Here is a 20,710-nt window from a genome sequence, read left to right on the forward strand (position 1 = left end):
GTACAGTGGACGAACCGGGAGTTCCCACCCTCCCGGCCTCCGTGCCGTCGTGATCCCCGGAAACGTCCTGAAGGCCCGCCGGCCTGTCGGCCCGGACGCGACCCCTCCGAGAGGACGGTCCCGCCGTGGACCCCTACGAAACCGAGTCCCTGCCGATGGCCGGGCACGCGGAAGTCCGGATCGTCGCCGCCTCGCCGGAGACGGCCCGGGCGGTGGCCGAAGTGCTGCGCCGCTGCTTCTCGGGCACCGAACAGCGCAGCTACCCCGCCCCCGGCGGCGGCACCCGGCTCCACCTCACCGTCGACACCCAGGCAGCGGCCGGCCCCGCCCGCTCCTGGCTCGCCACCAGCCGGCCCGGCACCGGCGAGGGACCGCACGCCGAGGAGTCCTGACGGCCGTCACCGGCGGCGTCGGCCACGTGGCGTGACCGGTGGCGGAGGCGCATCCTGGAAGCCACAGCGCCGGACCGCCGCCGGGTAGGAGGCACTGGATGACCATCGGACAGGGTGGGAGTCCGGACCGTTCGGAGAGCTTCGGAGAGGCACTGCTGGGCCTGCTGCTGGACGATGCGCACGAGCTGCCTCCCCACCTGCTGGGTCCCCTCTTCGCCGACGTGGTGGCCAGGCTGGGAGGCCGCGACCCGTGGATCCTGCTCCAGGACTACGGCCAGCAGTACCTGGTCCCGCTGGCCGGCGAGGGACTGGCGAGCGGTGGTCCGCTTGCTGTCGACGGTTCCGACGCGGGCCGCTGCCTCCTCACCTCGCTCCCCCTCGAGACCGTGGTGGCCGACGGCGTACGGGTCCATCTGCCGCTGCTGAACGGCGGCAGTCAGGCGGGCGTCCTGGCGGTCACCCTGGACACCGTCGACGAGGAGGACCGCCGCATCCTGTGGAGGGTCGCGGCCATCGTCGCCGAGATGATGCGGACCAGGAGCGAGTACACCGACCTGTTCTTCCGGACCCGGCGCAGCGAGCCGATGAGCGTCGCCGCGGAGATCCAGTGGTCCCTGCTGCCGCCGGTGTCCATGGTGACGCCGCGCGTCGCGGTCGCCGGACTGCTGGAGCCCGCCTACGACGTGGCGGGCGACAGCTTCGACTACGCGCTGAACGGAGACACCCTTCACCTCGCGATGATCGACGCGATGGGTCACGGGCTGGACGCGGCCACCATGGCCACGGTGGCGATCGGCGCCTACCGCCACGCCCGCCGGATCAGCGTCGAGCTGTCCGAGATCTACTTCTTCATGGACCGGGCCGTGGCCGAGCAGTTCGCCCCCGACCACTTCGTGACCGCGCAGATGATGCGACTGAACACGAGCACCGGGAGCCTGCAGTGGGTGAACGCGGGCCACCCCGCTCCGATGCTGATCCGCGGCCATCGCGTCGTCCACCGGCTGGACAGCCCCACGACCCTCCCCGTCGGATTCGGGGGAGCGCAGCCGCAGGTCAGCGAGGTGACGCTGGAGCCGGGAGACCGCGTTCTCTGCTTCACCGACGGCCTGAGCGAGGAACACGAGAGCGGTCAGGAGCAGTTCGGCGAGGACCAGCTCATCGCCTGGGTGAACCAGCTGGAGAGGTCGGACCGGGATGTCCGCGCGGTGGCACGGGACCTGTCCCACACGCTCAAGCGGGCGCGGGGCGAGACGACTTCGGACGACGCCACGCTCGTCCTGTTCGAGTGGCGCGGGTGAGCGCGACATGCGGCGTGCGCCCGGCGGTGTCCCGCGCGACACGCGGGGCCCGGGTCGCCGTGCCGGGCCCGCGCCGCCCGCCTACGGCTTGATGTTCTGGTTGAGGTGGAACAGGTTGCCCGGGTCGTAGGCGCGCTTGACGTCGACCAGGCGGTCGTAGTTGCCCTTGTAGTTGGCCTTGATGCGGCTCTGGTCGTCGTCGGCCATGAAGTTGATGTAGCCGCCCTCCTCGGAGTGCGGGGCGGTGGCCGCGTAGTAGTCGCGGACCCAGGCGATGTTCGCCTCGTTGTCGGCGGGGTCGGGCCACATGCCGGCGATGACGGTGGCGAACGAGGCGTCGCGGTAGGCGAAGGCCGTGGCGTCCGGCGCCACCCGGTGGCAGGCGCCGTTGATCGGGTAGATGTGCACCGTCGAGTTCACGGCCGGCACCCGAGGCCCGTGCCGCAGGTGCGCCTCGATCGCGTCCTCGCTCAGCTCGGTGACGAAGTTGGCCTTCCAGTAGTGCTGGAGGCCGGGTGGCACGAGGGCGTCGAAGGCGCTGTTGAGCGCGGGGTACGGCATCGGTCCGACGTGCTCGGCGACGACCGGGGCGATGTCGTGGAAGGGCTTCACCGCTCGCGGCCCCTCGTCCAGCGGGCCGGACCAGCAGGACACGATCAGGACGAAGGTGTCGCCGTGCCGGTCCTCCGGGATGAACGGGAGCGGCGGGGCGATCTGGAACGCGGGGAAGCCGCCGAACTCCTCCGGCGCGTCGGCGATCAGTTCCTGGAAGGCGCGCAGCACCGTGCCGGCGTGCTCCAGCTCGAAGAGCATCGGCCCGCCGTAGATGTCCTTCACGGGCGCGAGCCGGTACTCGAAGGACGTCACCGCGCCGAAGTTGCCGCCTCCGCCGCGCAGCGCCCAGAAGAGGTCCTCGTTCTCCTTCTCGTCGGCGACGAGAAGACGGCCGTCCGCGGTCACGACGTCCGCCGAGATGAGGTTGTCGCAGCTCAGGCCGAGGCCGCGGGCGAGGTAGCCGATGCCGCCGCCGAGGGTGAGGCCGCCGACCCCGGTGGTGGAGATGATCCCGCCGGTCGTGGCGAGTCCGAAGGCGTGGGTCGCCGCGTTGAGGTCGCCCCAGGTCGCGCCGCCCTCCGCGCGGGCCGTCCGCGCCACGGGATCGACGCGGACCCCGCGCATCGCCGACAGGTCGGCGACCACTCCGCCGTCGCAGGTGCCGAAGCCCGGCACGCTGTGGCCGCCGCCGCGCACCGCGAGATCGAGCCCGTTCTCCCGGGCGAAGTCCACCGCCGCGATGACGTCACCCGCGTTGGCACAGGTCACCACCACCGCCGGGGTCTTGTCGATCATGGCGTTGTGGACCGTGCGCGCCGTGTCGTAGCCGTCGTCCTCCGGGGTGACGACGATCCCGCGTACCCGCTCACGCAGTTGGTCGATCGAGAGCCTGCCCATCACTGCTCCTCGTCCGTGCCCCTCCTTCACGCTACGCCGATGAGCCACGGCCTCAACCGGGGAGAGGGGCGGCGGGCGCGGGGGTGCCGGCAGGATCGGTAGGACCTCCCTCAGCTGCCGACCTCGCGGGCGAGGTCCAGGCCGAGGACGCGGTCGAGGAGGGCGAAGGTCTCGAACCGGGCGCCGGGCGGCACGTCGGCGCTCTCGGCAACGGCGGTGAGCAGGGCGAGGACGGCGGGGACGCCGAGATCGTCGGCGAGCCTCTCGCGGGCGTCCCTCAGCACCTCGGCGGGGACCGGCCGGGACGGTTCGCGCGCCCACTCAGCCACCTGCCGGCGCCAGTGGACGAGCGTCCGCCCGGCGGCGTCGAGGGCGGCCTCGTCGAGGGTCACCGGGGCGGCGTGCGGGTGGCCGAGCAGCAGCAGCCGGACGGCGAGCGGATCACGGCCCGGCGCCGGGGCGGCGTCCAGGAGCCCCGGCGCCACGGCGCCGCCGGAACCCACCTCGGTCGGCACCCCGCCGGCCACGTCGGGCACCTCGCCCCGCGCGTGGACGTGCACGTCGGCGGCGGCGCAGGCGGCGTCCGTCGTCGGCGGCGTGCCGGTCACGGCGGGCGGGTGGACGCCGAGCGCGGCGAGGGCGCGGTCGAGGTCCCGGCTCCGTTCCGGCGACCACCCCGGGCCCGCGGCGGTGAGGACGGTGTGGGCCTGCAGCCCGTGCAGCTCCGCGGTGCGCGCCAGCAGGTCGCCGACGAGCGGCACCCGGAGGTCCGCGGCGCCCGGGCCGTCCGGGGCGGCGGGCAGGTGCACGCAGAGGCGCAGCAGGTGGCGGCGCGCGGAGGGGACCTCGACGAGGCGGCCGGTGCGGGTGTCGGCGATACGGAGCATGTCGCGGAGGCTAGCCGCGTGGCCCGGCGATCCCGGGGAGGCGCCGACGGAGCGGACGCCGTGTCCCGAGGGGTTCCGCCCGCCCCGTCCCGGGCGGCCGTCGGAACGCCAACCCCTTTGCGGGAAAGGCCGATCGGCCCGGCTCCGCCGGTCCCCGGTCAGTAGTAGTGGCGCATGATCTCGGTGGCCCAGTCGGGCTGCCGGACGTCGCCCTGGGGGCCGAACTCCGTCATGTACGGCTTGATGTCGAGCACCGGGGTGCCGTCGACCGCGTCCAGGCCCTGGACGTGCAGGTCGAGGCCTTCCGTGCGCAGCAGCCGGCAGCGCGAGACGCCGATGCGGTTGGGGCGGTTCTTGCCCCGCTGGGCGAAGATGCCGACCAGCGGCCAGTCGGTGTTGCCGCGCGGGTGCCGCGCCCCGGTCTCGATCCTCTCCTCCGGCACGCGGTCGAAGTGGTAGACGACCTCGACGTGCGAGAACGCGTCGAGACCGGCGAGCGCCTCCGGGCCGAAGCGCGCCGCGTCCAGCCGGATCACGGCGGAGATCGCGCCCCACTCGTCGTCGCGGACCTCCTCCCGGCCGCCGATCACCCGTCCCACCGCGCGGGTCGTCAGGCCGGTCGGTTCGGTGCTCTCGTCCATCGGTGCTGCCCTTCGTGAGGAGCGGTGCCCGGCGCCTGGTCGCGGCGCGGGACGGCGGGGGTCGCCCGCGGGTCCTCACCATGATCGCCTCGGAGGGGCGGCCGCGGCGCCGCTTTCGAGGACCGGGACCGGGAGGCCGGGCCGGCGCCGCACGCGGGGCCGGACGGGCACCCCGCCGGAGCCGCCGTCACGGTTTCAGGTGGCTGAAGCCGACCTCGAAGCGTTCGACCGAGAGGATCCGCTGGCCCTCCCGGGTGGCGACCTCCTCGCGGATCAGGGACGCCAGTTCCTCGCTCTGGCGCAGCGCGTCCTCGCTCGCCCACAGGGTCAGCGTCCTGGCCTTCCCCGAGGGCCGGTCGACCAGGTAGTAGACGCCCAGGAAGCCGGGCAGGTCCTTGACCCGACCGACGACGGTCTCGGCGTTGGCGGTCAGATCCCCCGCCGGGGGAACCGGGGATCCCTGGTAGGTGCTCAGCCTCGCGAACATCTGCGGCAGTCCTTTCGTGGCCGGGCCGCCGGTCGGCGGACCGGCGGCTCCAGCACCAGCGTGCTCCGGTGGGCGGCGCCCCGCATTCCGGCGGGACAATGGGGGTGAGGGACATGCCCGCCGCGACGGAGAGCGGGGTTCGAGGTGCCGTACACAGCCGTCACCGCGCTGAGCCATGCCGGGCTGGTCCGCGAGCACAACGAGGACAGTCTCGTGATCGGTCCCTGGACGCTGTGCGGCACGGTGACCGAGAACCCCCAGACCTTCCTGTTCCCCCTCGGCACGCCGCTCGTCGTGGCCGTCGCCGACGGCCTGGGCGGGCAGCCGGCCGGTGAGGTCGCCAGCGCCCTGGTGGTCGGCCGGCTGGCCCGGGCGGGCACGTCGCTGGGCGGCGCCGACTCCGTCCGGCACGCGCTGAACACCTGTAACCGCGCGGTGTACGAGGCCGCGAGCGACGACCCCGAGCAGGCCACCATGGGGACCACGGTCGCCGGGGTCGTCGTCCTGCCGGACTCGCTGCTGGTCTTCAACGTCGGCGACAGCCGGGTGTACGACGCCGGCGCGGACCGGCTGCGCAGGCTGAGCGTGGACGACAGCCCGCCGCCGGAGCCGGGCCGGCGCACCACGTCCCTCGTCACCCAGACCCTCGGCGGCAGCCGTGTCTTCAGCGCCGTCACCCCGCACGTGGAGGAGCGCCCGCTGGCCGCGGAGGACCGCTTCCTGGTGTGCAGCGACGGCCTGACCGACCCGGTCCCGGACGAGGTCCTCGACGGGCTGCTGCGGGCCCACGACGACGGCCGGGCGGCCTTCGAGCTCTGGAAGGCCGCCATCGAGGCGGGCGGGCCCGACAACATCACGCTCGCCCTGATCCGGATCGGCGCGTAGCGGGCCGCCGCACCCGCCCGGCCACCGGCCGCGCGGGTGGGGCGCCCGCGCGGCCCGCGTTCACCTGCGGACCGTGTCGTCCGTCTTCAGGTCGCCGAGGTCGTCCTCGAACTCGTCCACCTTGTCGGGGCAGTACACCTGGAGCACGATCCGCTCGATCTCGACCGCCGTGCTGTCGGCGATGACCGGTCGCATGCCCGGGCCCGTCGCGCCGTTGGAGAGCTGGTGGATCTTCCACAGGGCGTTGTTCAGGGTGCTGCCCGGGTCCTCGCAGACGACGCCGCCGTCGGTGCCGAGCAGGCGCTCGGTGATGTCCGTGTCGGGCGCGGGGAAGCCCGCCTCGACCAGCTTCGTGTTCAGCTCGTCGGCCTTCTTCGCCGTCTGGTTGGTCCGCCGGACGGCGCTGTACTGGATCAGGCCGACGACCACCATCCCGACGAGCAGGACGATCGCGCCCACGTAGATCCACTTGTGTTCGGAGGCGAACCGGGTGGGACTCATGAGGCACCTCCGTCGTCGGCCGCGGCCGTACGCCAGCTGGGCTTGCGGAAGTGGAGGAACAGCCACGGGATCAGCAGACCGAGGACGCCCAGACCGCAGCCGATGAACAGGACGTACGACCAGATGCTGCCGCCGCCGAACTGCGAGGGCGGGACGAAGCCGATGATGAGCGCCGCGAGCGAGGACAGCCAGCCGACGGTGCAGATCAGGCCGAGCGCGGGGGCCCGGTAGCCGCGCGGATGGTCCGGCTGGGTCTTCCGCAGCCGCACGGCGGCCGCGAACATCAGCAGGTAGACGATCAGGTACACCTGCGTGGTGATCGTCGAGAAGATCCAGTAGACGCTCGACACGTTCGGGATGAACGCGTACGCGAGGGCGATGAGGGAGGTCACGACGCCCTGGGCGACGAGGATGTTCTGCTGGATTCCGTACTTGTTGAGCTTCTGCAGGAACGGCGGCAGGTAGCCCTCGCTGCGCGAGATCTCCAGCAGGCCCTTCGAGGGTCCGGCCAGCCAGGTGAGCATGCCGGCCAGGGAGGCCGAGATCAGCATGACGGCGGCGATCGGGGTCATCCAGCCGACGTCGAAGTACGAGAAGAACGCCTCGAAGGCCTGCATCACACCCGCGGTGAGGCTGAGCTGGTCGGCCGGGACGACCCAGCTGATCGCGAGCGCCGGCAGGATGAAGATCAGCAGGACCAGGACGACCGCCAGGAACATCGACTTGGGGTACTCCCGCGGCGGGTCCTTCAGCGAGGAGACGTGGACCGCGTTCATCTCCATGCCCGAGTAGGACAGGAAGTTGTTGACGATCAGGACCAGGCTCGCCAGACCCGTCCACTGCGGGAGAAGGTGGTTCGCGTTCATGGGCGCGGCCGAGGGGTTTCCCTGGCCGAGGAAGACCATGCCGAGCACGACGAGCACCGTGCCGGGGATCAGGGTGCCGATGACCAGGCCCCAACTGGCCAGTCCGGCCAGGGCCTTCGTGCCGCGCGAGGAGACCCACACGCCGGTCCAGTACAGCACCATGATCACGATGGCGGTGTAGAGCCCGTTGGAGGCGAGCGCCGGGTCGATGATGTACGCGATCGTGGAGGCCACGAAGGCCAGCAGGCTCGGGTAGTAGAAGATCGTCATCGCGAACTGGCACCAGACCGCGAGGAAGCCCAGCGGCTTGGACAGGCCCTCGGAGACCCAGCGGTAGACACCGCCGGTCCAGCCGGAGGCGAGTTCGGCGGAGACCAGGGCGGTCGGCAGCAGGAAGACGACGGCCGGGACCAGGTAGAGGAAGACGCACGCCAGGCCGTAGACCGCCATCGTCGGGGCGGCGCGCAGGCTGGCCACGGACGCCGTGGTCATGAGGGCCAGCGTGACCCAGGTCATCGTGGGGTTGGCCGGTGTGCGGGCGGCGGCCGCGTGGGTCACCTGCCGGGGCACCTCGGCGGGGACGTCCATGGAACTCATGCGTTCTCCGCTCTCCGGAACGTTCCCTGGATCGGGACGAATCAGGGCAATTCTTCGGCCCACTCCGTGGTTTGTCCTGTCGGGTCGGGCCGCTCACCCGTGTGCCGCAGTACCACCGCGCGCGCCCGCGCCCCCTGCCGTAGGCTCCTGTGGGCGATCATGGGCGCCATGAAGCTGCGCTGTGCCGTACTCGACGACTACCAGGGCGTCGCCCTCGCCTCCGCCGACTGGAGCACGCTCGCCGACCGCGTCGACGTCCGGGTCCTGCGCGAGCATCTGGCCGACCGGGACGCGCTGGTGGCCGCCCTGGAGGACTGCGAGATCGTGGTCGTGATGCGGGAGCGGACCCCGATGGACGCGGAGCTGCTCGACCGGCTGCCCCGGCTGCGGCTGCTCGTCACGTCCGGGATGCGCAACGCCTCCATCGATCTGGCCGCGGCCGCCCGCCACGGGATCACGGTCTGCGGCACCGCCAGCAGCGCCGAACCGCCCGTCGAGCTGACCTGGGCGCTGATCCTGGGGCTGGCCCGGCACGTGCGGACCGAGGCGCAGGGGCTGCGGGAGGGCGGCCCGTGGCAGTCCACCGTCGGCACCGACCTGGCCGGACGGACCCTCGGGCTCCTCGGCCTCGGCCGGATCGGCGGCCGGGTCGCCCGGGTCGGACTCGCCTTCGGCATGGACGTCCTCGCCTGGAGCCCGCACCTGACGGACGAGCGTGCCGCCGAGCACGGTGTCCGACGCGCCGCCGACAAGAGGGAGTTGATGGCCGGCAGTGACGTCGTCTCGCTCCATCTGGTGCTCTCGGACCGCACCCGCGGCATCGTCGGCGAGGACGAGCTGCGCGCCATGCGTCCCACGGCCCGTCTGGTCAACACCTCCCGCGCGGGCCTCGTCGACGGCGAGGCGCTGCTGCGGGCACTGCGCGAGGGGTGGATCGCGGGGGCGGGCCTCGACGTCTTCGCGACCGAACCCCTCCCGGCCGACGACCCGTTGCGCACGCTGCCGAACGTCCTCGCACTGCCGCACCTGGGCTACGTCACGGAGGCCAACTACGCGCGGTTCCACGGCGGGGCGGTCGAGGACATCGAGGCATGGCTGGCCGGGGCGCCGATCCGCGAACTGGACTGAGGGACCGGGGAGACGGGAACGGCCCCGTACCCTCCGCGGACGGGGAGGGTACGGGGCCGTCACCGGCGCCGGTGGTGGGGGCTCAGACGGCCGAAGCCGTCCGGGCCGCCGGGGCGGGTGCCTCCTCGCGCGGTGTGAGCAGTCGTTGCGCGAACAGGCCGAAGACGACCGCGAAGGCCGCCCACAACGCCAGCTGGATCCCCAGGGTCGCCAGCCTGAAGTCCCAGAGCACGGCGGCCGGGAAGCCTTCCTGCACCGCGTCCTCGTTGCCCGGCAGGACCGCGCAGGCGATCACGAGCGCGGCGACGAAGCCGGCGCCCGCGACCAGGGTCGCGTTCCAGTTGCCGAGGCGCGGCGCGAGACGGCGGCCCGCCACGACTGCGGCGATGCCGAGCAGCACGCTCAACGCGATCATCAGGAAGAAGAGCGTGGTGCGTTTCCCGATGGTGTCCGGGTTGCCCACCGCCGGCGGGGTCGCCGGGTACTTGAGGAACGGCACCAGGTAGACGGTCGTGAAGGCGGCGGCGGCGACGAGCGCCGCGGTCGCCTTCGGGGTGAAGCGGCCCACCCGTCCGAGGACGAAGCAGAACGCGAGGGAGGCGATGCCGCCGAGCGCGACCCCGTAGACGAGGACGCCGGTGGCGAGGCCGGCCGTGGACTGGACGTCCCGGCTGACGAGCTCCTCCTCCTCTTCGGCTGCGTGCTCGGCGGCGTGCCCGGACGTCGCGCCGTGGTCGGCGTGGGCCTCCTTGGCGGCCGCGGCCTCCTCGACGGCGATCGAGGCGTCGACGGACGGCTCACCGGCGACGTACGCGACGGCGAAGGCGAACAGTCCGGCGAGCAGACCCGCGAGCATGCCGCGGAGCAGCAGTCTTCCCACGGTGGAACCGGTTGCGGTGTTCATGTGCGTGGCGCCCCTCAGTGGCAGGGGAAGCCGAGCAGATGACGACCGTCGTGCACCCACTCGTGCACGTCGCTGCCCGCGAACACGGACAGGGCGCCCTGCTCGGCGCCGACGAAGTAGAGCGCGACCAGCATCAGGATTCCGGCGAACGCGGCCCAGGGCAGCACGGCGCGGACCGGCAGGGATGCCGGAAGGGCGACGGTGGGGGTGGAAGAGACGGCGGATGAGGCGAGGGCCTCGGCCATGGTGGTACCTCCTCGGGAACTCGCGTCCCATACGGTGGTGCGCGACGACAGCGTTCGGGTCTGACTCACCGCGTTCCGCCCCTGGTTCGGGCGGACACGGCTCACAGTGGCGCGACCGTGCCGGAGTTGCACCGGCTTCCGTCGTGCTGTCGTCGATATGGAAATGTCGCGGAGAACGTACCGCGCGTGGCCCTCGCGGCCAAGAGCGCACGGAAGCCTGAGGGATGTGTCACCCATGACCGTACGCGTCACGCTGATCGCTCCCGCCGTGAACGCGGCGCTGCGCGAGGCCCGTTTCGACGACGGCGGACCGCTGGAGGCGGCCGGCCGGACCCGGGCCGAGGAGCTGGGCCGGGCACTGGCACCGGGCCGGACGGTCGGTGCCGCCGGGGTCCTCGTCTCGCCCTCGGTCCGGTGCCGGGAGACGGCGGAGGCGCTCGGGTTCCCGGCGGCCGCTCCCGTGGACGCCCTCGCCGGCTGCGCGATGGGCCGCTGGCGGGGCCGGACCCTGGACGGGCTCGTGGGCGAGGAGGAGGAGTCGGTCGCCGCCTGGCTCTCCGACCCGGACGCCGCCCCGCACGGCGGCGAGTCCCTGCGGGCGCTGCGCGAGCGGGTCGGCGGCTGGCTGGACGCCCCGCACCCGGCGGACCGGGTGCTCGTCGTGGCCGAGCCCGACGTCGTCCGGGCGGCAGTGGTCCACGCCCTCGGCGCGGACGACCGGATCTTCTGGCGGCTGGACGTGCGGCCGCTGGCCGGCGTGCACCTCAGCGGCCGCTCCGGCCGCTGGAACCTGCGCCTCGACGGGCCGTTCACCGGGGCGGCCGGCGACACCGCCTGAGCAGGCCGACCGGGGCAGTGCGGGGCCGGGGCGGGCGGGCAATCGCCGGTTCGACATGCGCCACCCGTCTTCGGGCTGTTGACTGGTGCGCGGAGCCGCAGGGCGGTCTGCGGACGTTCCGAGCGGAGGACCCATGCGCCTGCGACGGGCGACGGGCGAGCGAGGGCCGGTGACGGCGGGGCACAGCTGTGGGGCGGTGGCGGTATGGCCGTACCCGTGATCCTCGACTGCGATCCCGGCCACGACGACGCGTTCAACATCCTGCTGGCCGCCGCGCACCCGGCCGTCGAGCTGCTGGCCATCACCACCGTGGCCGGCAACCAGTCCCTGAAGAAGACGACCCTCAACGCCCGCCGGGTGTGCGACGCCGCCGGCCTCGACGACGTGCCGGTCGCGGCGGGCCGGGACAGTCCGCTGCACGGCAGGCCGCGGCTCGCCGAGGACATCCACGGACGCACCGGACTCGACGGCCCCGGCTGGGGTGCGGGCGAGCCGCGCGTCCCGCTGGACCCGCGCGACGCCCTCACGCTGATCCGGGACACCCTGCTCGCACACCCGGTGCCCGTGACCCTGGTGCCGACCGGGCCGCTGACGAACATCGCGACGCTGCTGCTCGCCCATCCGGAACTGACCCCCCGGATCGAGCGGATCGTGCTGATGGGCGGCTCGACCGGCCGCGGGAACACCACACCGGCCGCGGAGTTCAACATCCTGTGCGATCCGGAGGCGGCGGACATCGTCCTCACCAGCGGGCTCCCGGTGACGATGTTCGGCCTCAACGCCACCCACCAGGTCCGCGCGACCCCCGATGTCGTCGCCCGTATCGCGGCCCTGGACACGCCGCTCAGCCGGCTCTGCGTCGAGCTGCTGACCTTCTTCGCCTCCACCTACCGCGAGGTCTACGGCTTCGACGCGCCGCCGCTGCACGATCCGCTGACCGTGGCCCACTTGATCGACCCGTCGCTGGTCAGCCTGGTGCGGGCCGCGGTGTCCGTGGAGCTGACCGGGACGTACACACGAGGGGCGACGGTGGTGGACCTGGACGGGGTGACGGGTGTCGCGCCGCACGTCGACGTGGGCATGGAGGTCGACGTGCCCGGGTTCTGGGATCTGGTCGTCGAGGCGGTCCGGGTACTCGGCACCCGAGCGAACGAGACGTAGCGTCTCGCTTTCCGCGGAGGAGAGCCGCACGGCCGTCACCACGAGACGTCCCGCTCCCTGCCCCGCCAGGCCCTCGAACCGGCCGCGAGCCCCTCGCCGAACGGACGGGGAGCCCCGGAAACCGTCCCGACCGCACAGGCGTGCGGCCGGGATCGCGACCCGGGGCGGGCTCGCGCCCGTCGCGGCCCGTGGTGGGCGTCAGTCCTCGTCGCCGCCCTCCAGGTCGCCCTCCGTCTGGAGGAACACCTGGCGCAGGCGGTCCAGGACCTCCGGGTCCGGCTTCTCCCACATGCCGCGGGACTCGGCTTCCAGCAGGCGTTCCGCGATGCCGTGCAGGGCCCAGGGATTGGCCTCCTTCAGGAAGGCCTGGTTCTCCGGGTCCAGGACGTACGTCTCGGTGAGCTTGTCGTACATCCAGTCGGCGACCACGCCCGTCGTCGCGTCGTAGCCGAACAGGTAGTCCACCGTCGCCGCGAGCTCGAAGGCGCCCTTGTAGCCGTGGCGGCGCATCGCCTCGATCCACTTCGGGTTGACCACCCGGGCGCGGAAGACGCGGGAGGTCTCCTCCACCAGCGTCCGCGTGCGGACCGTCTCCGGACGGGTGGAGTCGCCGATGTACGCCTCGGGGGCCGTGCCCTTGAGCGCGCGGACGGTCGCCACCATGCCGCCGTGGTACTGGAAGTAGTCGTCGGAGTCCGCGATGTCGTGCTCGCGCGTGTCCGTGTTCTTCGCGGCCACGGCGATCCGCTTGTACGCGGTCTCCATCTCCGCCCGGGCCGGGCGGCCTTCGAGGCCCCGGCCGTACGCGTAACCGCCCCACACCGTGTAGACCTCGGCGAGGTCCGCGTCCGTGCGCCAGTCGCGCGAGTCGATCAGCTGCAGGATGCCCGCGCCGTAGGTGCCCGGCCGCGAGCCGAAGATCCGGGTGGTGGCGCGCCGCTCGTCCCCGTGCGCGGCCAGGTCCGCCTGCGTGTGCGCCCGGACGAAGTTCGACTCGGCCGGCTCGTCCAGCGAGGCGGCGAGCCGCACCGCGTCGTCGAGCAGCCCGATGACGTGCGGGAACGCGTCACGGAAGAAGCCGGAGATACGCAGCGTCACGTCGATGCGCGGACGGCCGAGCTCCGCCGTGGGGATCGGCTCCAGGCCGTTCACACGGCGGGAGGCGTCGTCCCACGTCGGGCGGACGCCGAGCAGGGCGAGGGCCTCCGCGACGTCGTCGCCGGCGGTGCGCATCGCGCTCGTGCCCCACAGCGAGAGCCCGACCGAGGTCGGCCACTCGCCGTTGTCGGCGCGGTAGCGCTCCAGGAGCGAGTCGGCGAGCGCCTGGCCGGTCTCCCACGCCAGGCGGGAGGGAACGGCCTTGGGGTCGACGGAGTAGAAGTTGCGTCCGGTCGGGAGCACGTTGACCAGGCCGCGCAGCGGCGAGCCCGAGGGGCCGGCCGGCACGAAGCCGCCGTTCAACGCGTGGACGGCGTGCGTGAGTTCGTCGGTCGTCCCGGCCAGCCGCGGAACCACCTGCTCGCAGGCGAACCGCAGCACGTCGGCGACCTCGGGCCCGTACGCCCCGGCGACCGCCGGGACCGCGTCCACCGACCAGTCCGCGGCCTCCATCGCCTCGACCAGCTCGCGGGCCTTCGCCTCCGCGTCGTCGGCGGTCGTACGGGTCGCGGCCGACTCGTCCAGACCCAGCGCCTCGCGCAGGCCCGGCAGCGCCTGCGTACCGCCCCAGATCTGCCGGGCCCGGAGGATCGACAGGACCAGGTTGACCCGCGCCTCGCCCTCCGGCGCCCCGCCGAGGACGTGCAGACCGTCCCTGATCTGGGCGTCCTTGACCTCGCAGAGCCAGCCGTCGACGTGCAGCAGGAAGTCGTCGAAGCCGTCGTCGTCGGGCCGGTCCGCCATCCCCAGGTCGTGGTCGAGCTTGGCGGCCTGGATCAGCGTCCAGATCTGGGCGCGGATCGCGGGGAGCTTGGACGGGTCCATCGAGGAGATCTGCGCGTACTCGTCGAGCAGCTGCTCCAGGCGCGCGATGTCGCCGTACGAGTCGGCGCGCGCCATCGGCGGCACGAGGTGGTCGACGAGGGTGGCGTGCACGCGCCGCTTGGCCTGCGTGCCCTCGCCCGGGTCGTTGACCAGGAAGGGGTAGACGAGCGGCAGGTCGCCGAGGGCCGCGTCCGGGCCGCAGGCCGCGGACAGGCCCGCGTTCTTGCCCGGCAGCCATTCCAGGTTGCCGTGCTTGCCCAGATGGACCATGGCGTCGGCGCCGAAGCCGCCGTCCTCGGCGCGGGCCGCGATCCAGCGGTAGGCGGCCAGGTAGTGGTGCGAGGGGGGCAGATCGGGGTCGTGGTAGATCGCGATCGGGTTCTCGCCGAAGCCGCGCGGCGGCTGGATGACGACCAGCAGGTTCCCGCGGCGCAGCGCGGCGAGCACGATGTCGCCGTCGGGGTTGCGGGAGCGGTCGAGGAACATCTCGCCGGGCGCCGGGCCCCAGTGCTCCTCGACGGAGGCGCGGAGTTCGGCGGGCAGCGTCGCGTACCAGCGCTTGTAGTCGGCGGCCGGGATGCGGACGGGGTTGCGGGCGAGCTGCTCCTCGGTGAGCCAGTCCTGGTCGTGGCCGCCGGCCTCGATCAGGGCGTAGATCAGCTCGTCGCCGTCGCCGGAGACCAGGCCGGGGACCTCCTCGACGGGGCCGAAGTCGTAGCCCTCCTCACGGAGCCGGCGCAGCAGCGCCACGGCGGAGGCGGGGGTGTCCAGACCGACCGCGTTGCCGATCCGGGAGTGCTTGGTCGGGTAGGCGGAGAGGACGAGCGCCAGCTTCTTCTCGGCGTTCGGGATGTGCCGCAGGCGGGCGTGGCGGACGGCGATCCCGGCGACGCGGGCGGCGCGCTCGGCGTCGGCGACGTAGGACGGCAGCCCGTCCTCGTCGATCTCCTTGAAGGAGAAGGGGACGGTGATGAGCCGGCCGTCGAACTCGGGGACGGCGACCTGGCTCGCCGCGTCGAGCGGCGACAGGCCCTCGTCGTTCTCCTCCCACGCGGCGCGCGAGCCGGTGAGGCACAGCGCCTGGAGGATCGGCACGTCGAGAGCGGCGAGCGCGCCCGCGTCCCAGGCCTCCTCGTCGCCGCCGGCCTGGGCCTCGGCGGGCCTGGTGCCGCCGGCCGCGAGGACGGTGGTGACGATCGCGTCGGCGTCACGGAGACGGTCGAGCAGCTCGGGCTCGGGGGCGCGCAGGGAGGCCACGAACAACGGGCGGGCCTGGGCGCCGGCGTCCTCCAGTGCCTCGCACAGCGCGGCGACGAAGCCGGTGTTGCCGCTCATGTGGTGGGCGCGGTAGTAGAGCACGGCGACGGTCGGGCCGTCGGTGGTGCGGGGGGTGCGCTCCAGCGGGCCCCAGGTCGGGGCGGCGGCCGGGGCCTCGAAACCGTGCCCGGTGAGCAGCACGGTGTCGGAGAGGAAGCGGGCCAGCTGCTCCAGGTTGTCCGGGCCGCCGTGCGCGAGGTAGGCGTGCGCCTCGGTGGCGACGCCGATGGGGACCGTGGAGGCCTCCATGAGCTGGGCGTCGGGGGCCTGTTCGCCGGAGAGCACGACCACCGGCCGCGGCTGGTCGTCGGCGAGCAGCGCGTCGAGACCCTCCTCCCAGGCCCGCAGGCCGCCGAGGAGGCGGACCAGGACGAGGTCGGCGCCGTCCAGGAGACCGGGCAGGTCGGCGGCGGGAAGCCGGGCGGGGTTGGCGAAGCGGTACTCGACCGGTCCCCCGGCCGCGCGGGCGCTGAGCAGGTCGGTGTCGGAGTGCGACAGCAACAGAATTCGCATGCGAGCGCAGGCCTTCCTCGGGGTTTCCGCGCCCCGGGTGGTCGTGTGGACGGCGGGAGTTCCTGACTCACCGGCCCCGTCTCAGGGGCCGGCTCACAGTGGCGGGACCGCGCCGGATTCTCACCGGGCTTCCTCCCCGGGGTCCTGGGACCCCATGCCGTCTGCATAGTAGATCCTGACCGCCCCGCGCAGGGATGGCGCCCGGAACGACGTGGGTATGCTCGCCGCCATGCCGCCCACCCCACCCACAACGCCCAACCGGGGCGAACCGTTCATACGGGAACGTGGCGACGCCTGCCCGGGGGCCCTGCGACTGCACCCCGCCGACGACGGCCGCCTGGCCCGACTCCGCCTGCCCGCAGGCATTCTGACGGGGCATCAGGCACAGGTTCTGGCCGATGCGGCACAGACGCTGGGCGACGGGCGGATCAGTGTCACGTCGCGCGGGAACGTCGAGCTGCGGGGCCTCGGCGAAGGCTGCGGGACGGAGCTGGCGGAGCTGCTTTCGGACGCCGGCCTGCTGCCCTCCGCGGCGCACGAACGCATCCGGAACATCATCGCCTCGCCCCTGGCCGGAGCGGACGGAATCGGCTGCGGAGACGTCCAGTTGTGGGCGCGCGAGCTCGACGGGCTGCTGTGCGGGGAGGCGTGGACGACGGCGCTTTCCGGCCGATTCCTCTTCGCTCTCGACGACGGCCGCGGAGACGTGGGCGGCCTGGGCGCGGATGTGACCTTGTTCTCAGCGGGGCCCGCCACGGGATCCCCGGTGGACGACGGGACGGCTCCCCCGGCGGACGACGTCCTCGTGCGGGTGGGACGCCGGACCTTCCGCGTCGCGCGGGCCGACGCGGCCCGTGCGGCGCTCGCCGCGGCGGACGCCTTCCTCGTCGCCGCGCGGGCGGCGGGCACGGGTGCCTGGCGCGTGAAGGAACTCCCCGAGGGGGTCGAGCCCGACCTCGCGGACGCCCTGCGCCGCGCGGGCGTCCCCGCGCGGCCCGCGGACGCCGTCCGGACAACGGGACGGGCCGCCGCCGCACCTCCGCACGCCCCCACCGGACCCCCGACCACGCGGACCGGACCCGTCGGCACCACCCGCCCCGCCTTCGCCGGGCCGCTGCCCGGAGTCTTCGGGCATCCGGTCTCCGGCGCCCACGCCGTCTCCGTCTCCCTGCACCTGGGACGTCTGACCGCCGCGCAGTTGAGGGCACTCGCTCCCGGGCCGGCCCCCGCCGGAGGCGCCGTCGGCGAGTTGCGGCTCACCCCCTGGCGGGGCGCCGTGGTGACCGGCTTCGCCGACCGGGCCGCCGCCGAGGCCCGCCTCGCCTCGCTCGCCGAGACCGGTCTGCTCACGCGGGCGGACTCGCCCTGGCTCGGCGTCGGCGCGTGCACCGGCCGTCCCGGGTGCGCCAAGTCCCTCGCCGACGTCCGCGCGGACGCGACCCCGGGCCGGGGCGCCGGCGGACTCCCCGTCCAGTTCTCCGGGTGCGAGCGGCGCTGCGGGCACCCGCACGGCACGGCCGGCGGCGCCCTCCCGCGCACCTGGGTGGACGTCGTCGCCACCGCCGACGGCCACTACCTGGTGGACGGGCGCCCCACCCCTCGTACAGACCTCCCCGACGCCGTCGCTGCGGCCCGCGGCCCGTCCACACCCACGAGATGAGCGAGAGCAACAGGATGTTCGACTACGAGAAGGACGGGGCGGAGATCTACCGCCAGTCCTTTGCCACGATCCGTGCCGAGGCGGATCTCGCGGGTCTGCCCGCCGACGTCAGCCAGGTCGCGGTGCGGATGATCCACGCCTGCGGCATGGTCGACCTCGTCCGGGACCTCGCGTACTCGCCGCAGGTCGTCTCGCGTGCCCGCGCCGCCCTGCGCGCCGGGGCGCCGATCCTCTGCGACGCGCAGATGGTGGCGAGCGGGGTCACCCGCAAGCGCCTGCCCGCCGGCAACGACGTGGTCTGCACCCTCTCCGACCCTTCGGTGCCCGCGCTCGCGGCCGAACTGGGCACGACCCGCAGCGCGGCGGCCATGGAGCTGTGGCGCGACCGCCTCGAAGGCTCGGTCGTCGCCATCGGCAACGCGCCCACCGCCCTCTTCCGGCTCCTGGAGATGGTGGAGAAGGGCGCGGGCCGGCCCGCGGCGGTGCTCGGCATACCCGTCGGCTTCATCGGCGCCGCCGAGTCGAAGGACGCGCTGGCGGCCCAGGACCTCGGCCTCGACTACCTCGTCGTCCGGGGCCGGCGCGGCGGCAGCGCGATGACCGCGGCCGCCGTCAACGCGATCGCGACCGAGGAGGAGATCCAGGCATGAGCGGCAAGCTGTACGGCGTGGGCCTCGGCCCCGGCGACCCGAACCTGATGACGCTGCGCGCCGCGCAGGCCATCGCCGAGGCGGACGTGGTCGCGTACCACTCGGCGCGCCACGGCCGCTCCATCGCCCGGTCGATCGCGGCGGAGCACATCCGGGAGGACCACATCGAGGAGCGGCTGATGTATCCGCTCACGGTGGAGACCACGGACCACCCCGGCGGCTACCGGGGCGCCCTGGACGACTTCTACGAGGAGGCGTCGGCGCTGCTCGCCGCGCACCTCGACGCGGGCCGCACGGTCGCCGTCCTCGCCGAGGGAGACCCCCTCTTCTACGGCTCGTACCAGCACATGCACAAGCGCCTCGCGCACCGCTACGAGACCGAGGTGATCCCCGGCGTGACCTCGGTCAGCGCGGCGGCGGCGCGGCTCGGCGAGCCGCTGTGCGAGGCCGAGGAGGTCCTGACGATCATCCCCGGCACGCTGCCGGAGGACGAGCTGACGGCCCGTCTCGCGGCCACGGACTCGGCGGTCGTGATGAAGCTGGGCCGGACCTTCCCGACCGTGCGCCGGGCCCTGCAGCGGGCCGGCCGCATCGACGACGCGCGGTACGTGGAGCGCGCGACGATGGCGGGCGAGCGGACGGGCGCCCTGGCGGACATCGACCCGGACTCCGTCCCGTACTTCTCGGTGGCCGTGCTGCCCTCGCGGATCGACGCCGTGGCACCCGAGTCCCGGGAGCGGGGCGAGGTCGTCGTGGTCGGCACCGGCCCGGCGGGCGCGCCGTGGCTGACGCCGGAGTCGCGCGGCGCGCTGGTCAACGCCGACGACCTCGTCGGCTACACGACCTACCTGGACCGGGTGCCGGTCCTGCGGCCCGACCAGCGGCGCCACGGCTCCGACAACAAGGTCGAGTCCGAGCGCGCCGAGTTCGCCCTCGACCTGGCCCGGCGCGGCCGGCGCGTCGCGGTCGTCTCGGGCGGCGACCCGGGCGTCTTCGCCATGGCGACGGCCGTCCTGGAGGTCGCCTCGGAGCCCCGGTACGCGGACGTGCCCGTGCGGGTCCTGCCCGGCGTGACCGCGGCGAACGCGGCGGCAGCGGCGGCGGGCGCCCCGCTCGGCCACGACTACGCGACGATCTCGCTGTCCGACCGCCTCAAGCCCTGGGACGTCATCGCGGAGCGGCTGCGCGCGGCGGCCTCCGCCGACCTGGTCCTGGCGCTGTACAACCCGGGCTCCCGTTCCCGCACGCACCAGGTGGCGGCGGCCCGCGAGCTGCTGCTCGACCTGCGCTCCCCCGAGACGCCGGTGGTCGTGGCGCGTGACGTGGGCGGCCCGGAGCAGTCGGTCCGGGTGGTCACGCTGAAGACGCTGGATCCGTCGGAGGTCGACATGCGCACGCTGCTGCTGATCGGCTCGTCGCAGACGCGCGCCGTGGACCGCGGCGACGGCCGGACGATCGCCTGGACCCCGCGCCGCTACCCGGAGCCGGCGCAGGGCTGAGGCGCCCGCGCGCCGGGTCTCCGAGGCGCGTCGGCCGGCACGCCTCCCGGGGCTCCGGGGCCTACGCCGTCCCGGTCCGGCCGAGCACCCAGGCGGCGGCCTCCCCGGGGGTCGCCGCCGTCGGGACGCCGTGCGGGACCGGGGGGCGGCGGACGATCACGACCGGGATCCCCGCCTCGCGGGCCGCGGTCAGCTTCGGCGCCGTCGCGGCGCCGCCGCTGTCCTTCGTCACCAGGACGTCGACGTGGTGGCGGCGCAGCAGCTCGCGTTCCCCGCCGAGGGTGAACGGGCCCCGATCCAGCAGCAGTTCCGCGCGGGCCGGCATCGGGGTGTCGGGGGCGTCCACCGAGCGGACCAGGAACCACTGGGGGCACGCGGCGAAGGCCGCCAAACCCAGGCGTCCCGTCGTCAGGAACACCCGCTCGCCGAGACCGGCCAGCCGGGAGGCCGCGTCGTCGAGCGACGCGGCCTCGTGCCAGTCGTCGCCCGCCACCGGGACCCAGCCGGGCCGGCGGAGCGCCAGCAGGGGAACATGGGCGGAGGCGGCCGCACCGGCCGCGTTGAAGCTGATGTGCTCCGCGAAGGGATGGGTGGCGTCGATGACCGCGTCCACACGCTGCTCGGCCAGCCACGCCGCCAGCCCCTCCGTGCCGCCGAACCCGCCGACCCGCACCTCGCCCACCGGCATCCGGGGACGGGCGACCCGGCCGGCCAGGGAGCTGGTGACGCGGACGCCCGGGTGGAGCGCCTCGGCCAGGACCCGCCCCTCGGTGGTCCCTCCGAGTATCAGTACGTGCATGGGAGTC

19 protein-coding genes and 2 riboswitches are annotated in these 20,710 nt (G+C 73.8%); of the genes, 9 read left to right on the forward strand and 10 right to left on the reverse strand.

The window, feature by feature from the left end; genetic code table 11:
* Positions 1-155 precede the first annotated feature (155 nt).
* Both ACGFZF_RS09125 and ACGFZF_RS09130 read left to right on the forward strand, forming a co-directional pair.
* Positions 156-392 carry a hypothetical protein gene (locus ACGFZF_RS09125; protein ID WP_393552956.1) on the forward strand — a complete coding sequence of 79 codons (237 nt, stop codon included), beginning with the start codon at positions 156-158 and terminating at the stop codon, positions 390-392.
* A 98-nt stretch (positions 393-490) separates the two neighbouring features.
* A complete protein-coding gene (locus ACGFZF_RS09130) occupies positions 491-1,690 on the forward strand; it encodes a PP2C family protein-serine/threonine phosphatase (protein ID WP_393552318.1) in 1,200 nt (399 codons plus the stop codon).
* 81 nt (positions 1,691-1,771) lie between these two features.
* Here ACGFZF_RS09130 and ACGFZF_RS09135 read toward each other — a convergent pair whose 3' ends face one another.
* From ACGFZF_RS09135 to ACGFZF_RS09150, 4 genes are all read right to left on the reverse strand, one after another.
* On the reverse strand, positions 1,772-3,142 hold the full coding sequence (locus ACGFZF_RS09135) for an FAD-binding oxidoreductase (protein WP_393552321.1): 1,371 nt from the start codon (positions 3,140-3,142) through the stop codon (positions 1,772-1,774).
* 110 nt (positions 3,143-3,252) lie between these two features.
* Positions 3,253-4,029 carry a hypothetical protein gene (locus tag ACGFZF_RS09140; RefSeq protein ID WP_393552324.1) on the reverse strand — a complete coding sequence of 259 codons (777 nt, stop codon included), beginning with the start codon at positions 4,027-4,029 and terminating at the stop codon, positions 3,253-3,255.
* A gap of 158 nt (positions 4,030-4,187) precedes the next feature.
* Positions 4,188-4,670, reverse strand: a complete 483-nt coding sequence (locus tag ACGFZF_RS09145; RefSeq protein WP_393552327.1) for an SAM-dependent methyltransferase — start codon at positions 4,668-4,670, stop codon at positions 4,188-4,190.
* 187 nt (positions 4,671-4,857) lie between these two features.
* Complete coding sequence (locus ACGFZF_RS09150; protein WP_393552330.1) at positions 4,858-5,157, reverse strand: hypothetical protein; 300 nt, start codon at positions 5,155-5,157, stop codon at positions 4,858-4,860.
* Between the two features lie 144 nt (positions 5,158-5,301).
* Between ACGFZF_RS09150 and ACGFZF_RS09155 the strand changes: the two genes are divergently transcribed.
* The gene (locus tag ACGFZF_RS09155) at positions 5,302-6,042 is read left to right on the forward strand and encodes a PP2C family protein-serine/threonine phosphatase (protein WP_393552333.1); all 741 of its coding nucleotides are present in this window, start codon (positions 5,302-5,304) and stop codon (positions 6,040-6,042) included.
* Positions 6,043-6,102: 60 nt separating this feature from the next.
* On the opposite strand, the gene ACGFZF_RS09160 is transcribed toward ACGFZF_RS09155, so the two are convergent.
* Positions 6,103-6,543 carry a hypothetical protein gene (locus tag ACGFZF_RS09160; RefSeq protein ID WP_393552336.1) on the reverse strand — a complete coding sequence of 147 codons (441 nt, stop codon included), beginning with the start codon at positions 6,541-6,543 and terminating at the stop codon, positions 6,103-6,105.
* Positions 6,540-8,006: an APC family permease gene (locus ACGFZF_RS09165; RefSeq protein ID WP_393552339.1), complete on the reverse strand. Its 1,467-nt coding sequence runs from the start codon at positions 8,004-8,006 to the stop codon at positions 6,540-6,542. Before ACGFZF_RS09165 ends, ACGFZF_RS09160 begins: the two co-directional genes overlap by 4 nt.
* 168 nt (positions 8,007-8,174) lie before the next feature.
* Here ACGFZF_RS09165 and ACGFZF_RS09170 point away from each other — a divergent pair, with 168 nt between their 5' ends.
* Complete coding sequence (locus ACGFZF_RS09170; RefSeq protein WP_393552342.1) at positions 8,175-9,134, forward strand: D-2-hydroxyacid dehydrogenase family protein; 960 nt, start codon at positions 8,175-8,177, stop codon at positions 9,132-9,134.
* 82 nt (positions 9,135-9,216) lie between these two features.
* Here the strand turns inward: ACGFZF_RS09170 and ACGFZF_RS09175 are convergent, their stop codons facing one another.
* Positions 9,217-10,038: a CbtA family protein gene (locus ACGFZF_RS09175; protein WP_393552344.1), complete on the reverse strand. Its 822-nt coding sequence runs from the start codon at positions 10,036-10,038 to the stop codon at positions 9,217-9,219.
* A gap of 14 nt (positions 10,039-10,052) precedes the next feature.
* Positions 10,053-10,283: a CbtB-domain containing protein gene (locus ACGFZF_RS09180; RefSeq protein ID WP_147980660.1), complete on the reverse strand. Its 231-nt coding sequence runs from the start codon at positions 10,281-10,283 to the stop codon at positions 10,053-10,055.
* A gap of 58 nt (positions 10,284-10,341) precedes the next feature.
* A riboswitch (cobalamin riboswitch) is annotated at positions 10,342-10,423 on the reverse strand.
* 95 nt (positions 10,424-10,518) lie between these two features.
* Between ACGFZF_RS09180 and ACGFZF_RS09185 the strand changes: the two genes are divergently transcribed.
* On the forward strand, positions 10,519-11,121 hold the full coding sequence (locus ACGFZF_RS09185; protein WP_393552347.1) for a histidine phosphatase family protein: 603 nt from the start codon (positions 10,519-10,521) through the stop codon (positions 11,119-11,121).
* Between the two features lie 204 nt (positions 11,122-11,325).
* The gene (locus tag ACGFZF_RS09190) at positions 11,326-12,282 is read left to right on the forward strand and encodes a nucleoside hydrolase (RefSeq protein WP_393552350.1); all 957 of its coding nucleotides are present in this window, start codon (positions 11,326-11,328) and stop codon (positions 12,280-12,282) included.
* Between the two features lie 198 nt (positions 12,283-12,480).
* On the opposite strand, the gene cobN is transcribed toward ACGFZF_RS09190, so the two are convergent.
* Complete coding sequence (gene cobN / locus ACGFZF_RS09195) at positions 12,481-16,095, reverse strand: cobaltochelatase subunit CobN (protein WP_393552353.1); 3,615 nt, start codon at positions 16,093-16,095, stop codon at positions 12,481-12,483.
* Positions 16,096-16,128: 33 nt separating this feature from the next.
* Positions 16,129-16,272: riboswitch (cobalamin riboswitch) on the reverse strand.
* Between the two features lie 52 nt (positions 16,273-16,324).
* On the opposite strand from cobN, the gene ACGFZF_RS09200 reads away from it, so the two are divergent.
* The 3 genes from ACGFZF_RS09200 to ACGFZF_RS09210 are packed head-to-tail and all read left to right on the forward strand — an operon-like array spanning position 16,325 to position 19,904.
* Positions 16,325-17,755: a cobalamin biosynthesis protein CobG gene (locus ACGFZF_RS09200; protein WP_393552356.1), complete on the forward strand. Its 1,431-nt coding sequence runs from the start codon at positions 16,325-16,327 to the stop codon at positions 17,753-17,755.
* A gap of 14 nt (positions 17,756-17,769) precedes the next feature.
* A complete protein-coding gene (locus ACGFZF_RS09205) occupies positions 17,770-18,405 on the forward strand; it encodes a precorrin-8X methylmutase (protein WP_356609023.1) in 636 nt (211 codons plus the stop codon).
* A complete protein-coding gene (locus ACGFZF_RS09210; protein ID WP_393552358.1) occupies positions 18,402-19,904 on the forward strand; it encodes a precorrin-2 C(20)-methyltransferase in 1,503 nt (500 codons plus the stop codon). The genes ACGFZF_RS09205 and ACGFZF_RS09210 overlap by 4 nt, the downstream gene beginning before the upstream one ends.
* Positions 19,905-19,965: 61 nt before the next feature.
* On the opposite strand, the gene ACGFZF_RS09215 is transcribed toward ACGFZF_RS09210, so the two are convergent.
* The gene (locus ACGFZF_RS09215) at positions 19,966-20,703 is read right to left on the reverse strand and encodes a cobalt-precorrin-6A reductase (RefSeq protein ID WP_393552361.1); all 738 of its coding nucleotides are present in this window, start codon (positions 20,701-20,703) and stop codon (positions 19,966-19,968) included.
* Positions 20,704-20,710: the final 7 nt, after the last annotated feature.

This window comes from Streptomyces sp. NPDC048338, from assembly GCF_043201055.1.
Taxonomy (GTDB): domain Bacteria; phylum Actinomycetota; class Actinomycetes; order Streptomycetales; family Streptomycetaceae; genus Streptomyces.

Excerpts from the sequence above, each read along its gene's own strand:
- ACGFZF_RS09200 (WP_393552356.1), top strand. The coding sequence starts at position 16,325 with ATGCCGCCCACCCCACCCACAACGCCCAACCGGGGCGAACCGTTCATA.
- ACGFZF_RS09135 (WP_393552321.1), bottom strand. The coding sequence starts at position 3,142 with ATGGGCAGGCTCTCGATCGACCAACTGCGTGAGCGGGTACGCGGGATC.
- ACGFZF_RS09145 (WP_393552327.1), bottom strand. The coding sequence starts at position 4,670 with ATGGACGAGAGCACCGAACCGACCGGCCTGACGACCCGCGCGGTGGGA.
- ACGFZF_RS09190 (WP_393552350.1), top strand. The coding sequence starts at position 11,326 with ATGGCCGTACCCGTGATCCTCGACTGCGATCCCGGCCACGACGACGCG.
- ACGFZF_RS09170 (WP_393552342.1), top strand. The coding sequence starts at position 8,175 with ATGAAGCTGCGCTGTGCCGTACTCGACGACTACCAGGGCGTCGCCCTC.
- ACGFZF_RS09180 (WP_147980660.1), bottom strand. The coding sequence starts at position 10,283 with ATGGCCGAGGCCCTCGCCTCATCCGCCGTCTCTTCCACCCCCACCGTC.
- ACGFZF_RS09185 (WP_393552347.1), top strand. The coding sequence starts at position 10,519 with ATGACCGTACGCGTCACGCTGATCGCTCCCGCCGTGAACGCGGCGCTG.
- ACGFZF_RS09205 (WP_356609023.1), top strand. The coding sequence starts at position 17,770 with ATGTTCGACTACGAGAAGGACGGGGCGGAGATCTACCGCCAGTCCTTT.
- ACGFZF_RS09165 (WP_393552339.1), bottom strand. The coding sequence starts at position 8,006 with ATGAGTTCCATGGACGTCCCCGCCGAGGTGCCCCGGCAGGTGACCCAC.
- ACGFZF_RS09140 (WP_393552324.1), bottom strand. The coding sequence starts at position 4,029 with ATGCTCCGTATCGCCGACACCCGCACCGGCCGCCTCGTCGAGGTCCCC.
- ACGFZF_RS09150 (WP_393552330.1), bottom strand. The coding sequence starts at position 5,157 with ATGTTCGCGAGGCTGAGCACCTACCAGGGATCCCCGGTTCCCCCGGCG.
- ACGFZF_RS09130 (WP_393552318.1), top strand. The coding sequence starts at position 491 with ATGACCATCGGACAGGGTGGGAGTCCGGACCGTTCGGAGAGCTTCGGA.
- ACGFZF_RS09175 (WP_393552344.1), bottom strand. The coding sequence starts at position 10,038 with ATGAACACCGCAACCGGTTCCACCGTGGGAAGACTGCTGCTCCGCGGC.
- ACGFZF_RS09125 (WP_393552956.1), top strand. The coding sequence starts at position 156 with ATGGCCGGGCACGCGGAAGTCCGGATCGTCGCCGCCTCGCCGGAGACG.
- cobN (WP_393552353.1), bottom strand. The coding sequence starts at position 16,095 with ATGCGAATTCTGTTGCTGTCGCACTCCGACACCGACCTGCTCAGCGCC.
- ACGFZF_RS09210 (WP_393552358.1), top strand. The coding sequence starts at position 18,402 with ATGAGCGGCAAGCTGTACGGCGTGGGCCTCGGCCCCGGCGACCCGAAC.
- ACGFZF_RS09215 (WP_393552361.1), bottom strand. The coding sequence starts at position 20,703 with ATGCACGTACTGATACTCGGAGGGACCACCGAGGGGCGGGTCCTGGCC.
- ACGFZF_RS09160 (WP_393552336.1), bottom strand. The coding sequence starts at position 6,543 with ATGAGTCCCACCCGGTTCGCCTCCGAACACAAGTGGATCTACGTGGGC.